Origin of the sequence: Bacillus sp. FSL K6-2861, assembly GCF_038630725.1 — a bacterium.
GTDB lineage: Bacteria > Bacillota > Bacilli > Bacillales > Bacillaceae > Bacillus > Bacillus velezensis.
Genome location: NZ_CP152037.1, coordinates 1646371 through 1660066 on the forward strand (window position 1 = coordinate 1646371; position 13696 = coordinate 1660066).

Here is a 13696-nt window from a genome sequence, read left to right on the forward strand (position 1 = left end):
GCGATGCGGGTCTTTATTTTTTCCGCAGAATACCGATATACATAATGTAAGGGAGAAGAGAACGTGAATACATTAACCGTAAAAAGCGTAAAAGAACGCCTGCAAGAGGTCAGGGACGAAAGCGACCCCTTCCTTGCCCAATGTGAGAAAGACCCGAGAAAAAGCGTACAGACGCTTTTAGAGCAATGGCTGAAAAAGCACGCGAAGGAAAAAGCTCTTAAAGAGCAATGGCTGAACATGACGGCATACGAAAGACTGTCATCCAAAAAGGGCTTCCGCTTGATTGCGGGTGTTGACGAAGCCGGAAGAGGGCCGCTTGCCGGACCGGTTGTCGCCGGCGCCGTCATTTTGCCGGCAGAATGCGAGATTCTCGGTCTCACGGACTCGAAGAAATTGTCGGAAAAGAAGCTCGAGGAGTATTACAGCCGGATCACGGAAGAAGCGGCGGCTGTAGGAGTCGGCATTGTCCATGCGGACGTCATTGACCGGATCAACATTTATGAGGCCGCGAGACTGGCGATGGTAAAAGCCGTCAATGCTTTAACGGAAACACCTGATTATCTGCTTGTTGATGCCATGACCCTTCCGCTTGACATTCCGCAGTCATCAGTTATAAAAGGGGATGCCAAAAGCGTGTCAATTGCCGCCGGAGCCTGCATAGCAAAAGTAACGCGGGACCGTCTCATGGCTGAGTACGCCAAAGCCTACCCCATGTACGGCTTTGAAAAAAATAAAGGCTACGGAACGAAAGAACATCTTGAAGCTCTTCAGGCATACGGACCGACAACTATTCACCGAAAAACGTTCGCTCCCGTTCAATCTTATTGTTAGAAAAGAGGCTTAAGACATGAACATAAGCGGCGAAATCCAAGCGGCTTTCAGACAGCTGACGGCGGAAATCCCTCCGGACCGGCAAGACGGCGGTAAAGACAGCGGCGCTCAAAGGCTGCTGTTAGGGAAGGTTCTCCGTTTGCTGGACGATCAAAGCGCTCTTATCCAAATCGGCGGCCGGACGATGCAGGGAAAACTTGAAACCGCCCTTCGTCCGCAGGCGTATTACTGGTTTTCTTATGACAAACAGCCGGCGGAAAAAACGGGCCGGCTTCATGTCATTGACCAATTCGAAGGAAGCCCGAAAACTGTTCAGGAAGCGGCGGGAAGACTGTTAAACGCTCTTTCCGTCAAACCAGGCCCTGTGTCTCTGCAGATTGCCGAAACGTTTATGCAGCAGAAGCTGCCGATGACGGAAAACAGCCTCAAAGCCTGCATCCGCTGGGCTGAATCGCTTCCGGCCGCCGAATTGAAAAAAGCGGCGGAAACAATCGTATTTGCGCTGAAACGGGAAATGCCCGCACATCCGGAAGTCTTGTCAGCCATTCATGCCGTTAAATATCCGGTTCCGACCCGGCGCCTCCTCTCAGGACTGCTTCAGGCAATCAATCAGGATCCGCAATCGGCAAAAGAGCTGTCTGTGCTCAAAGAAGCGGTTTCTGACGTGTTAAACGCGGAAACGGATCTTCATGCAGAACGTCTCTTGAAGAAGCTTGCCGAGGCTGCACGCATGCCGCTCTCAGAAACCGGGCTGATGCATGAAGGAGAACGGACGGAATTAAAACAATCACCATTTGTCCGAGAGACTCGTGAAAACGGAAAGGCAGTCTCAAGCCAATCTTCTCCTCCGAGTGCACGGACAGATACGGAACTGCCTGAAAAAACAGCAAAACAGATTATAGAGAAATTAATGACATCGGCAGAAAAAACTGAAAACCGTCCCGTAAAAGTAACGGCGGAGATCATTAAGGCTTTCATTTCTCAAGAAGAAAAAACATTTAAAGCAGCACCTGTTCTTCAAAACGTACATCTGACAGAACAGGAGACGGCTGTTTTCGAAAAAGCCGCTCAGCTCACCGAATTGAAATATGCGGAAAAACATGATGTATTAAGCCTTTTGCAGAAAATCAAAAAAGGACTGGGCACGCGTGATGAATTATCATTCATTACAGCGCTTGAAAAAGGCGTGTCTCCGCAGCCGGAGAAACAAGCGCTGAAAACGGCCCTCCAAGCCGTCCGGACGCTTCAAGAAGCGCCCCAATCCGTTAAACAAGAGGCGGAACCGCTTATTCATAAATTAAACGGCCAGCTGTTTATTGAGCAGCATAACCCTTCTTTTACGCAGATGGTGCTGTCATTTCCGCTGGGAGCGTCCGCGTATGAGAATGACATCACAGTTCTCTTTAAAGGACGGAAGAAGCCGGACGGAAAACTCGATCCGTCACATTGCAGGCTCCTGTTTTTGCTGCATCTTGAAACACTGCAAGAAACCGTTGTGGACTGCATGATTCAGCAAAATGTAATGACCATTACGGTTGAGACTGATTTTGAGCTTCAGGCGGCCATCGACCCTCTCGTACCGGCTTTAAAAGAAGCCATAAAAGAAACGGGCTTCAGCCTGTCAGGCGTCACGGCTAAAAAACGGCGCCCGAAAGACCAGAGCGCTCTTGTGGAAGAGTTTATAGAAAAAGACGGCGGAAGAAAAGTGGATGTGAAAATATGAAAGAGCAAACGCCGTTAAGAAGAGCTGTCGCCCTGCATTACGACCGGCAGAAAGACCAAGTCCCGAAGGTTGTCGCAACAGGCAGGGGGCACGTGGCGGAAAATATTATAAAAGAAGCTGAGAAGGCTGGGGTCCCCATTCAGGAAGACAGAACCCTTGTCGAATTAATGCGCCATTTGACGGTTGATGATCAGATACCGGAGGCGCTCTATGAAACCGTTGCCGAAATTTTTTCATTTGTTTACAGACTGGACGAAACCCTGAAAAACGAAAAATAAGGGCCATTCATTTCCCGGACTCCGTTTAAATTTATATTTTCAATAAAATAAAAGTTAGAATGTTTGGAAGGATATAAAGATTTTGTTTTGAACCCTAGACAATTCTTCCAGTATTATATAGAATGAAAGCGCAGTCTATTTTTAGTTTTGCTACATAAGTTAGGAGGATGGGAAATGAATATCCATGAGTACCAGGGAAAAGAAGTCCTCAGAAAATACGGGGTGTCTGTTCCTGAAGGTAAAGTGGCTTTTACAGCAGAGGAAGCAGTTGAAAAAGCAGAGAGCCTGTCAAGCTCGGTTTATGTCGTAAAGGCGCAAATCCATGCTGGCGGCCGCGGCAAAGCTGGTGGGGTAAAGATTGCAAAAACAAAAGATGAAGTGAAAGAGTATGCCGAAGAACTGTTAGGCAAGACGCTCGTCACACATCAAACGGGTCCGGACGGACAAGTAATAAAACGCTTACTTATTGAAGAAGGCTGCGATATTAAAAAGGAATACTATGTCGGGCTTGTACTTGACCGTGCTACTTCAAGAATCGTTTTAATGGCGTCTGAAGAAGGCGGAACGGAGATTGAAGAAGTAGCGGAAAAAACACCTGAAAAAATTAAAAAAGCGGTAATTGATCCGGCTGTCGGCCTTCAGGGCTATCAGGCAAGGGAAATTGCATTCGCAATTAACATCCCGAAAGAGCTTGTCGGCAAAGCCGCTAAATTTATGCTCGGTTTATATAAAGCATTTGTTGAGAAGGACTGCTCCATCGCCGAGATCAACCCTCTCGTCGTTACGGGGGACGGAAACGTCATGGCGCTGGATGCTAAGCTGAACTTCGACAGCAATGCGTTATACAGACAAAAAGACATTATGGAATACAGAGATTTAGATGAAGAAGATCCGAAAGAAATCGAAGCGTCAAAATACGATTTAAGCTACATTTCCCTTGATGGAAATATCGGCTGTATGGTAAACGGCGCGGGTCTTGCAATGTCTACTATGGATATCATTAAACACTACGGCGGAGAACCTGCAAACTTCCTTGATGTCGGGGGCGGCGCAACCGCAGAAAAAGTGACGGAAGCTTTTAAAATCATTCTTTCCGATCAAAACGTAAAAGGAATTTTCGTCAATATTTTCGGAGGCATCATGAAGTGTGATGTCATCGCCGAGGGCGTTGTTGAAGCGACGAGACAAGTCGGATTGACATTGCCGCTGGTCGTGCGCCTTGAAGGGACAAACGTAGATTTAGGAAAGAAAATCCTGAATGAATCAGGCTTAAACATCACATCTGCGGAATCAATGGCAGACGGCGCACAGAAAATCGTATCCTTAGTTTAGGAAAGAATGAAAGGCAGGGGACCAGATAATGAGTGTTTTTATTAATAAAGATACAAGAGTTATTGTACAGGGGATTACAGGTTCTACCGCTTTATTTCATACAAAGCAGATGCTGGAATACGGCACGAATATCGTTGGCGGTGTAACACCTGGAAAAGGCGGAACGGAAGCGGAAGGCGTACCGGTATTCAATACGGTCGCAGAAGCGGTTCATACAACGGGCGCAGATGCGTCAGTTATTTACGTGCCGGCTCCGTTTGCGGCGGACGCAATTATGGAAGCGGTTGACGCGGAAATTGATCTTGTCATTTGTATCACTGAGCACATTCCGGTTTTGGACATGGTGAAAGTGAAGCGTTTTATGGAAGGCAAGAAAACGAGATTAATAGGGCCGAACTGCCCTGGTGTTATTACACCTGAAGAATGCAAGATCGGCATTATGCCGGGATACATTCATAAAAAGGGTCATGTAGGCGTTGTGTCCCGTTCAGGAACATTGACATACGAGGCCGTCCATCAGCTTTCAGAAGCCGGCGTAGGCCAATCTACCGCTGTAGGGATCGGCGGCGATCCGGTCAACGGCACGAACTTTATTGACGTGTTAAAAGCGTTCAATGAAGATCCTGAAACACATGCTGTCATCATGATCGGAGAAATCGGCGGCACAGCTGAAGAAGAAGCGGCTGAGTGGGTGAAAGCGAACATGACGAAGCCTGTTGTCGGCTTTATCGGCGGTAAAACCGCGCCTCCGGGAAAACGCATGGGCCATGCGGGCGCCATCATCTCCGGAGGAAAAGGCACGGCAGAAGAAAAAGTCAAGACGATGAACGCCTGCGGAATTGAAGTCGCGGAAACCCCTTCTGTAATGGGTGAAACGCTGATTAAGGTGTTAAAAGAAAAAGGCTTATTTGAAACGTGCAAAACTCACTGATCGAAGCAGGGGCAGCCGTAACGGCTGTTCCTGTTTTTGCTGAAAAAAAGAGGAGGTTTCCAGATTTGGATCAAGCATCGCGCTGTTTAATGGTCTGCAGTATTAATCAAATCATTTCCCCGTCTCTTCTATTAAAATGGTGGAAAGCTGATCATTCTCTGTCTTTTTTACCGGATCCGCATCCATTAACTGTTTTATCAGAAGGGAAAACAGCCCCGGAAGCAATTTTTCGGGAAATAGAGCGCAAGGATCCGGAACTTGATGAAGTTCTGTCCGATTACCGCCGAGAAGGCATTACTGTCATTCCGATTTCATCAAGCCGCTATCCAACATGGCTTAAAGCGATTTATGATCCGCCGGCTGTCTTGTATGCAAAAGGGAACACGCTGCTTCTTGAAAAAGGCAGAAAAATCGGGATTGTAGGAACGCGGAAACCGACGGAAGACGGAATAAAAGCGGTTGGGCATCTTTCCGCCGAACTCTCAAAAAAAGGCTGGGTCATTGTAAGCGGGCTTGCATCCGGTATAGACGGATTGTCTCATAAGGCGAGCATCAGGGCAAAAGGGCTTACGATCGGCGTGATAGCCGGCGGATTCCATCACATCTATCCCCGGGAAAATCTCCTGTTAGCAGAATACATGGCTGAACACCATCTCCTACTCTCAGAACATCCTCCTGAAACATAGCCGAAAAAATGGCACTTTCCGATGAGAAACCGCATAATCAGCGGACTAAGTGAAGGAATTGTGGTCGTGCAGGGAAAAGAAAAAAGCGGTTCATTAATCACAGCTTACCAGGCTCTCGACCAAGGCAGAGAGGTATTTGCCGTTCCGGGTTCCATATTTAATCCATATTCCGGAGGACCTATAAAACTCATTCAAGAAGGGGCGAAAGCTGTATTATGCGCAGAGGATATTGACGGAGAGCTGACCGCCCGATGCGTTCAGTATACGGAACCCTTTTGAAATATCGTTTGACAAACGGTATTGTAATATTTAATAATAGTGAGGATTTAAAGTTGCACATTATTTTCATGTATAAAATGACGTTCATCATAAAGAATGAAATGTTGAAAGCCATAAAAAGGCAGCTCTAAAATGAATTGATACTTGAAAAGAGAGAGAACACCTCTTGAGGGGGATGAAAATGTCTGATTATCTAGTCATCGTGGAATCGCCGGCCAAGGCGAAAACGATTGAACGTTATTTAGGGAAGAAATATAAAGTCAAAGCTTCAATGGGACATGTCCGGGATCTTCCGAAAAGTCAAATGGGAGTTGACATCGAACAGAACTTTGAACCGAAATATATTACGATCCGCGGAAAAGGACCTGTTTTAAAAGAATTAAAAACAGCGGCAAAGAAAGCAAAAAAAGTCTATCTCGCGGCCGACCCCGACAGAGAAGGGGAAGCGATTGCATGGCATCTCGCACACAGTCTTGATCTGGATCTCACCTCGGACTGCCGGGTCGTCTTTAATGAAATAACGAAAGACGCCATTAAAGAATCATTTAAACATCCGCGCATGATTAATATGGATCTTGTCGATGCGCAGCAGGCGCGCCGCATACTAGACAGACTCGTCGGATACAAAATCAGCCCGATTCTTTGGAAAAAAGTAAAAAAAGGTCTCAGTGCGGGCCGTGTGCAATCCGTTGCGCTCCGGCTGATCATCGACCGGGAAAAGGAAATCAATGACTTTAAACCTGAAGAGTACTGGACGATTACCGGCTCATTTTTAAAGGGAAAAGAGACATTTGAAGCCGGATTTTTCGGAAAAAACGGCAAAAAGCTTCCTTTAAAAAGCGAAGAAGACGTAAAAGCCATCCTTGCTCAGCTGAAAGGCAATAAGTATACAGTTGACAAGGTTACGAAAAAAGAGCGCAAACGAAATCCCGCTCTGCCGTTTACAACGTCCACTCTGCAGCAGGAGGCTGCAAGAAAGCTGAATTTCAGAGCGAAGAAAACGATGATGATCGCGCAGCAATTATATGAAGGAATTGATCTCGGCAAAGAAGGGACAGTCGGGCTCATCACGTATATGAGAACGGACTCAACGCGGATTTCCAATACAGCCGTTGAAGAAGCGTCAGCTTTTATTGATCAGGCGTACGGCAAAGAGTACTTAGCGGGAAAACGGAAACCGGCAAAGAAAAATGAAAACGCACAAGATGCTCACGAAGCGATCCGCCCGACTTCGGTGCTCAGAAAACCTGCCGACTTAAAAGCGGTGCTTGGAAGAGACCAGCTCAGATTATACAAGCTGATTTGGGAGCGCTTTGTTGCAAGCCAGATGGCCCCTGCCGTCCTTGATACGATGAGCGTCGATCTCAGCAATAACGGATTGACATTCCGGGCAAACGGAAGTAAAGTCAAATTCGCCGGCTTCATGAAAGTCTATGTAGAGGGTAAAGACGATCAGCTGGAAGAAAAAGACCGCATGCTTCCGGACCTTAAAGAGGGAGACACGGTTTTATCGAAAGATATTGAGCCTGAGCAGCACTTTACTCAGCCGCCTCCGCGTTATACAGAGGCGCGCCTGGTTAAAACGCTTGAAGAACTGGGGATCGGCCGTCCTTCGACATATGCGCCGACTCTTGACACCATCCAGCGCCGCGGTTACGTGGGATTAGACAATAAACGGTTTGTGCCGACTGAGCTTGGGCAGATCGTGCTGGATCTTATCATGGAGTTTTTCCCGGAAATCATTAACGTTGAATTCACGGCTAAAATGGAAAGAGACCTTGATCATGTTGAAGATGGCCAGACAGAATGGGTTCAAATCATTGACAGCTTCTATACTGATTTCGAAAAACGCGTGAAAAAAGCGGAAGCCGAAATGAAAGAAGTGGAAATTGAACCTGAATACGCCGATGAAGATTGTGAGTTATGCGGCTCCCGGATGGTTTATAAAATGGGCCGATACGGCAAATTTATGGCGTGCTCCAATTTCCCTGACTGCCGGAATACAAAACCGATTGTCAAACAAATCGGCGTAAAATGCCCTAAGTGCCATGAAGGAAACATTGTCGAACGAAAATCAAAAAAGAAACGCATCTTTTACGGCTGTGACCGTTATCCTGAATGCGACTTCGTATCTTGGGACAAACCGATTGAACGAAAATGCCCGAAATGTGAAAATATGCTCGTAGAGAAAAAGCTTAAAAAAGGCATACAAGTCCAATGCGTCGAATGCGATTATAAGGAAGAACCACAGAAGTAGCGGTGAGCAGAGCCTTGCTCACCTTCTTTGTGTGGAAGGGACAAACAACAGGAGATGAAAAGAAATGAACCAGCAAACAGTTAATGTAATCGGAGCAGGCCTTGCCGGAAGTGAAGCGGCATGGCAGCTTGCAAAACGAGGAATTCAAGTGAAACTATATGAAATGCGGCCCGTCAGGCAGACGGCAGCCCATCATACTGATAAATTCGCCGAACTGGTATGCAGCAACTCCCTCCGTTCAAATACACTCGCCAATGCGGTAGGCGTATTAAAAGAAGAAATGCGGGCCCTTGACTCGGCAATCATTCAATCTGCTGATAAATGCTCGGTTCCGGCCGGGGGAGCGCTTGCCGTTGACCGTCATGAATTTGCGCAAAGCGTGACGGATCTCGTGAAAAACCATCCGAACGTAACGGTTCTTACTGAGGAAGTAACAGAGATTCCGGAAGGCCCGACTGTTATCGCCACCGGACCGCTTACGTCAGAATCGCTTTCACAGCAGCTGAAAGAGCTCACGGGAGAAGAGTATCTGTATTTTTATGACGCGGCGGCGCCGATTGTCGAAAAAGACAGCCTCGATATGGAGAAAGTGTACTTAAAATCCCGTTATGACAAGGGAGAAGCGGCGTACTTAAACTGCCCGATGACAGAGGAAGAGTTCGACCGTTTCTATGAAGCATTGACGACGGCTGAGACGGTACCTTTAAAAGAATTCGAGAAAGAAATCTTCTTTGAAGGCTGCATGCCGATTGAAGTCATGGCGAAAAGAGGCAAGAAAACAATGCTGTTCGGACCGATGAAACCGGTCGGACTGGAAGATCCGAAAACAGGCAAGCGCCCTTATGCAGTCGTTCAGCTCAGACAGGATGATGCGGCGGGAACGCTTTATAATATTGTAGGTTTTCAGACACATTTAAAATGGGGAGACCAAAAAGAAGTGCTTAAACTGATCCCCGGTCTTGAAAATGTTGATATCGTCAGATACGGCGTCATGCACAGAAACACATTTATCAACTCGCCGAGCCTTTTGAATCCGACATATCAATTTAAACAGCGGAATGATCTGTTTTTCGCGGGCCAAATGACCGGCGTAGAGGGTTATGTTGAATCTGCCGCTTCAGGTCTTGTAGCGGGAATCAATGCCGCCAAACTTGTGCTCGGTCAGGATCTTGTGACATTCCCGCAGGAGACGGCGATCGGAAGCATGGCTCACTACATTACGACGACAAATCAGAAGAACTTCCAGCCGATGAATGCAAACTTCGGCCTCTTAAAAGAATTGCCTGTAAAAATTAAAAACAAAAAAGAACGAAATGAAGAATACGCTAAACGCGCAATTGAGACTATTCAAACTATTTCGAAAACGATATAGCTTTTCATTGCAACTTCGATGCATTATATGATACCATTTAAAAGCCCTTCGGAGAGGGAGGTCTTCATAATGACTGAGAATGTTAACTTTTTTTTAAAGTTATTCGTTGAATATTTACAAATTGAAAAAAATTATTCACAATATACTATTGTGAATTATGTTAATTCGATTGAAGAATTTGGGATGTTTCTGCATGCTCAAAATATAAATGGAATGAAAGAAGCTGCATATCATGATGTGAGAATATTTTTGACGGAGGCTTATGAAAAAGGCCTGTCAAGAAAAACAATCAGCAAGAAAATTTCAGCTTTGAGAAGCTTCTATAAATTTTTAATGAGGGAAAAGCTTGTTGAAGAGAATCCGTTTCAGCTTGTTCATCTGCCGAAACAAGAGAAACGGATTCCGAAGTTTCTTTATGAAAAAGAACTTGAGGAACTATTCGCTGTTTCAGACAGAAGTCAGCCGTCAGGGATGCGCGATCAGGCCCTGCTTGAGCTTCTTTATGCGACCGGAATGAGGGTCAGTGAGTGCTGTACGCTCACTGTCGGAGATCTTGACCTGTTCATGGATACGGTGCTCGTTCACGGGAAAGGCAAGAAGCAGCGCTATATCCCGTTCGGCTCATATGCCCGTGATGCGCTGGAGCTGTATATCAACAGCGGAAGGCAGTGCCTGCTTGAAAAAGCAAAAGAGCCTCATGATGTGCTGTTTGTCAATCAAAGAGGCGGCCCGCTGACCGCCAGAGGAATCCGGTATATTTTAAGCGGGCTTGTAAAAAAAGCATCCGGCACTTTACATATACACCCGCATATGCTTCGGCACACGTTTGCGACTCATCTGCTGAATGAAGGGGCTGATTTAAGAAGCGTCCAGGAGCTTTTGGGCCATTCCAATCTGTCTTCTACGCAGATATACACACATGTATCGAAGGAAATGCTGAGAAACACATATATGTCCCACCACCCGAGAGCTTTTAAAGAAAATTAAAAGGAGGCCCTTCTCATGTCATCTTTTCATGCGACAACGATTTTTGCCGTCCAGCATAACGGGAAAAGCGCTATGTCAGGAGACGGCCAGGTCACATTCGGTCAGGCTGTAGTCATGAAACATACCGCGAGAAAAGTGAGAAAGCTGTTTAACGGAAAGGTTCTGGCCGGATTTGCGGGATCTGTTGCAGACGCTTTCACACTTTTTGAAATGTTTGAGGCGAAGCTTGAAGAATACAACGGCAATTTAAAACGTGCGTCGGTTGAGCTTGCGAAAGAATGGCGCAGCGATAAAGTGCTGCGCAAGCTGGAAGCCATGCTGATTGTCATGAACCAGGATACCTTGCTTCTCGTATCGGGAACAGGTGAAGTGATTGAGCCGGATGACGGCATTTTGGCAATCGGCTCCGGCGGAAACTACGCCCTGTCAGCAGGAAGAGCGCTGAAAACCTATGCCGGAGAGAATCTGTCCGCCAAAGATATTGCAAAAGCCGCTTTGAAAATCGCGGGCGAGATTTGTGTGTACACAAACGATCAGATCATTTTGGAAGAACTTGAATAGAAAGGACTTGAGGCGCATGGAAAACAAACCGTTAACACCGAGACAAATCGTAGATCGGTTGGATCAATACATTGTAGGACAGCAGGATGCGAAAAAAGCTGTCGCCGTGGCATTAAGAAACCGCTATCGCAGAAGTCTTCTTGATGAAAAACTGAGAGACGAGATCGTTCCCAAAAACATCCTGATGATGGGCCCGACCGGGGTGGGGAAAACAGAGATCGCCAGACGGATCGCCAAGCTTACCGGTGCGCCATTTATAAAAATTGAAGCGACAAAATTTACAGAAGTCGGCTATGTAGGCAGAGATGTCGAATCAATGGTCAGAGACCTCGTTGAGACATCCGTGCGGCTCATTAAAGAAGAAAAAATCAGCGAAGTGAAAGAACAGGCTGAAGAAAATGCAAACAAACGTATAGTGCGGCTTCTCGTTCCGGGAAAGAAAAAACAAGCAGGTGTGAAAAATCCGTTTGAAATGCTTTTCGGAGGAAGCCAGCCGGCAAATGATGATGAAGCCGACCAGCAGGAAGAAGCAAGCCTTGAAGAAAAAAGAAAACGCATGGCGCATCAGCTCGCATTGGGAGAGCTCGAAGACCATTACGTCTCCGTAGAGGTGGAAGAGCAGCAGCCGTCGATGTTTGACATGCTGCAAGGCTCCGGGATGGAGCAAATGGGCATGAATATGCAGGATGCGCTGAGCAATCTGGTGCCAAAAAAGAAAAAACGCCGCAAAATGACGGTCAGAGAAGCAAGGAAGGTTCTGACCAATGAAGAGGCAGGCAAATTAATCGATATGGATGAAGTCGGCCAGGAGGCCGTGTTAAGAGCTGAAGAGGGCGGCATTATCTTTATTGACGAAATAGATAAAATCGCAAAAAACGGAGGGGCTTCTTCCTCAGCAGATGTATCGAGAGAAGGCGTTCAAAGAGATATCCTTCCGATTGTCGAAGGATCTACCGTCGTCACGAAATACGGCTCCGTCAAAACAGATCACGTGCTGTTTATCGCAGCCGGGGCATTCCATATGGCCAAACCGTCTGATTTGATTCCGGAGCTGCAGGGCCGCTTTCCGATTCGTGTAGAATTGAGCAAGCTGACGGTAGATGATTTTGTGAAGATTCTCGTCGAACCCGATAACGCGCTGTTAAAACAATATCAGGCTTTATTGCAGACAGAAGGTATATCTCTTGAATTTTCTGACGAAGCTATTCGTAAGATCGCCGAAGTAGCTTATCATGTGAATCAGGATACGGACAACATCGGAGCGAGAAGGCTTCACACGATATTGGAACGTCTCTTGGAAGACCTGTCGTTTGAAGCGCCGGACGTGACGATGGAAAAAGTCGCTATCACGCCGCAATACGTTGAAGAAAAGCTCGGAACGATTGCAAACAACAAAGATCTAAGTCAATTTATATTGTGAAAATTTAATAAGAGGAATTCTAGGAGGATTATTTATCATGGCTTTACTACAAAAAACACGAATTATTAACAGCATGCTGCAGGCTGCGGCAGGCAAACCCGTAAACTTTAAAGAAATGGCTGAAACGCTTCGTGACGTCATTGATTCTAATATTTTCGTCGTCAGCCGCAGAGGAAAGCTTTTGGGCTACTCTATTAATCAGCAGATTGAAAATGACCGAATGAAAAAAATGCTTGAAGACCGCCAGTTCCCGGAAGAGTACACGAGAAATCTGTTCAATGTTCCGGAGACGTCTTCAAACCTTGATATCAACAGCGAATACACGGCGTTTCCTGTGGAAAACAGAGACCTGTTCCAAGCGGGCTTAACAACGATCGTGCCGATCATCGGCGGAGGAGAGAGACTGGGCACGCTGATTCTGTCCCGTCTGCAGGATCAATTTGAAGATGATGATCTCATTCTTGCTGAATACGGAGCAACCGTTGTAGGAATGGAGATTTTAAGAGAAAAAGCGGAAGAAATCGAAGAAGAGGCGCGAAGCAAAGCAGTTGTTCAAATGGCGATCAGTTCTCTGTCTTACAGTGAACTTGAAGCGATTGAGCATATCTTTGAAGAGCTTGACGGAAACGAAGGCTTGCTTGTGGCAAGTAAGATTGCGGACCGTGTCGGCATTACGCGTTCAGTAATCGTTAACGCGCTGAGAAAGCTGGAAAGCGCAGGCGTCATTGAATCCAGATCACTGGGAATGAAGGGGACGTACATTAAAGTTCTGAACAACAAATTCCTTATTGAATTGGAAAACCTTAAATCTCATTAAGACAAAAGCAGGATCCCTGAAAATGGGAGTCCTGCTTTTTTTATGGACAATAGGTGAAAAGTTGCAGTTTAAAGTTGCTTATTGGAATCTGATCTGAGATAATCCATCTTGCTGTGTGAAAAAAGGAGGAAGAAACAGAAATTCTGCTATTTTCAGTCTTATATTAAACAAATCCTTGTAGTACAAATATTCTAGGACTTAATACCTACATGCAAAATAGAT

Annotated in this window: 11 protein-coding genes and 1 pseudogene; all 12 read left to right on the plus strand. The window is 46.2% G+C overall.

Annotation, left to right across the window (positions count from 1 at the left end; translation table 11 throughout):
* Nucleotides 1–63 precede the first annotated feature (63 nt).
* The 12 genes and pseudogenes from NYE62_RS08180 (at nt 64) to codY (ending at nt 13474) form a co-directional block, all read left to right on the plus strand.
* Nucleotides 64–831 carry a ribonuclease HII gene (locus NYE62_RS08180; protein WP_144664701.1) on the plus strand — a complete coding sequence of 256 codons (768 nt, stop codon included), beginning with the start codon at nt 64–66 and terminating at the stop codon, nt 829–831.
* 16 nt (nt 832–847) lie between these two features.
* Entirely contained in the window at nt 848–2554 is a 1707-nt protein-coding gene (locus NYE62_RS08185) for a glycosyl transferase (RefSeq protein ID WP_342497355.1), read from the plus strand.
* The gene (locus tag NYE62_RS08190; protein ID WP_014417762.1) at nt 2551–2832 is read left to right on the plus strand and encodes a FlhB-like flagellar biosynthesis protein; all 282 of its coding nucleotides are present in this window, start codon (nt 2551–2553) and stop codon (nt 2830–2832) included. The genes NYE62_RS08185 and NYE62_RS08190 overlap by 4 nt, the downstream gene beginning before the upstream one ends.
* 174 nt (nt 2833–3006) lie before the next feature.
* The gene (gene sucC / locus NYE62_RS08195) at nt 3007–4164 is read left to right on the plus strand and encodes an ADP-forming succinate--CoA ligase subunit beta (RefSeq protein ID WP_003154283.1); all 1158 of its coding nucleotides are present in this window, start codon (nt 3007–3009) and stop codon (nt 4162–4164) included.
* Between the two features lie 28 nt (nt 4165–4192).
* Entirely contained in the window at nt 4193–5095 is a 903-nt protein-coding gene (gene sucD, locus NYE62_RS08200) for a succinate--CoA ligase subunit alpha (protein WP_003154281.1), read from the plus strand.
* Between the two features lie 65 nt (nt 5096–5160).
* A pseudogene (gene dprA / locus NYE62_RS08205) lies at nt 5161–6060 on the plus strand (DNA-processing protein DprA).
* Nucleotides 6061–6241: 181 nt separating this feature from the next.
* Complete coding sequence (gene topA, locus NYE62_RS08210) at nt 6242–8317, plus strand: type I DNA topoisomerase (protein ID WP_095352159.1); 2076 nt, start codon at nt 6242–6244, stop codon at nt 8315–8317.
* A gap of 64 nt (nt 8318–8381) precedes the next feature.
* Complete coding sequence (trmFO, locus tag NYE62_RS08215; protein ID WP_012117550.1) at nt 8382–9689, plus strand: FADH(2)-oxidizing methylenetetrahydrofolate--tRNA-(uracil(54)-C(5))-methyltransferase TrmFO; 1308 nt, start codon at nt 8382–8384, stop codon at nt 9687–9689.
* 69 nt (nt 9690–9758) lie between these two features.
* On the plus strand, nt 9759–10676 hold the full coding sequence (gene xerC / locus NYE62_RS08220; protein ID WP_007409774.1) for a tyrosine recombinase XerC: 918 nt from the start codon (nt 9759–9761) through the stop codon (nt 10674–10676).
* A 15-nt stretch (nt 10677–10691) separates the two neighbouring features.
* Nucleotides 10692–11237 carry an ATP-dependent protease subunit HslV gene (hslV, locus tag NYE62_RS08225; RefSeq protein ID WP_003154267.1) on the plus strand — a complete coding sequence of 182 codons (546 nt, stop codon included), beginning with the start codon at nt 10692–10694 and terminating at the stop codon, nt 11235–11237.
* Nucleotides 11238–11244: 7 nt separating this feature from the next.
* Nucleotides 11245–12657 carry an HslU--HslV peptidase ATPase subunit gene (hslU, locus tag NYE62_RS08230; protein ID WP_257008574.1) on the plus strand — a complete coding sequence of 471 codons (1413 nt, stop codon included), beginning with the start codon at nt 11245–11247 and terminating at the stop codon, nt 12655–12657.
* A gap of 37 nt (nt 12658–12694) precedes the next feature.
* Complete coding sequence (codY, locus tag NYE62_RS08235) at nt 12695–13474, plus strand: GTP-sensing pleiotropic transcriptional regulator CodY (RefSeq protein WP_003154263.1); 780 nt, start codon at nt 12695–12697, stop codon at nt 13472–13474.
* Nucleotides 13475–13696: the final 222 nt, after the last annotated feature.

Excerpts from the sequence above, each read along its gene's own strand:
- trmFO (WP_012117550.1), top strand. The coding sequence starts at position 8,382 with ATGAACCAGCAAACAGTTAATGTAATCGGAGCAGGCCTTGCCGGAAGT.
- hslV (WP_003154267.1), top strand. The coding sequence starts at position 10,692 with ATGTCATCTTTTCATGCGACAACGATTTTTGCCGTCCAGCATAACGGG.
- NYE62_RS08190 (WP_014417762.1), top strand. The coding sequence starts at position 2,551 with ATGAAAGAGCAAACGCCGTTAAGAAGAGCTGTCGCCCTGCATTACGAC.
- xerC (WP_007409774.1), top strand. The coding sequence starts at position 9,759 with ATGACTGAGAATGTTAACTTTTTTTTAAAGTTATTCGTTGAATATTTA.
- topA (WP_095352159.1), top strand. The coding sequence starts at position 6,242 with ATGTCTGATTATCTAGTCATCGTGGAATCGCCGGCCAAGGCGAAAACG.
- NYE62_RS08185 (WP_342497355.1), top strand. The coding sequence starts at position 848 with ATGAACATAAGCGGCGAAATCCAAGCGGCTTTCAGACAGCTGACGGCG.
- sucD (WP_003154281.1), top strand. The coding sequence starts at position 4,193 with ATGAGTGTTTTTATTAATAAAGATACAAGAGTTATTGTACAGGGGATT.
- codY (WP_003154263.1), top strand. The coding sequence starts at position 12,695 with ATGGCTTTACTACAAAAAACACGAATTATTAACAGCATGCTGCAGGCT.
- sucC (WP_003154283.1), top strand. The coding sequence starts at position 3,007 with ATGAATATCCATGAGTACCAGGGAAAAGAAGTCCTCAGAAAATACGGG.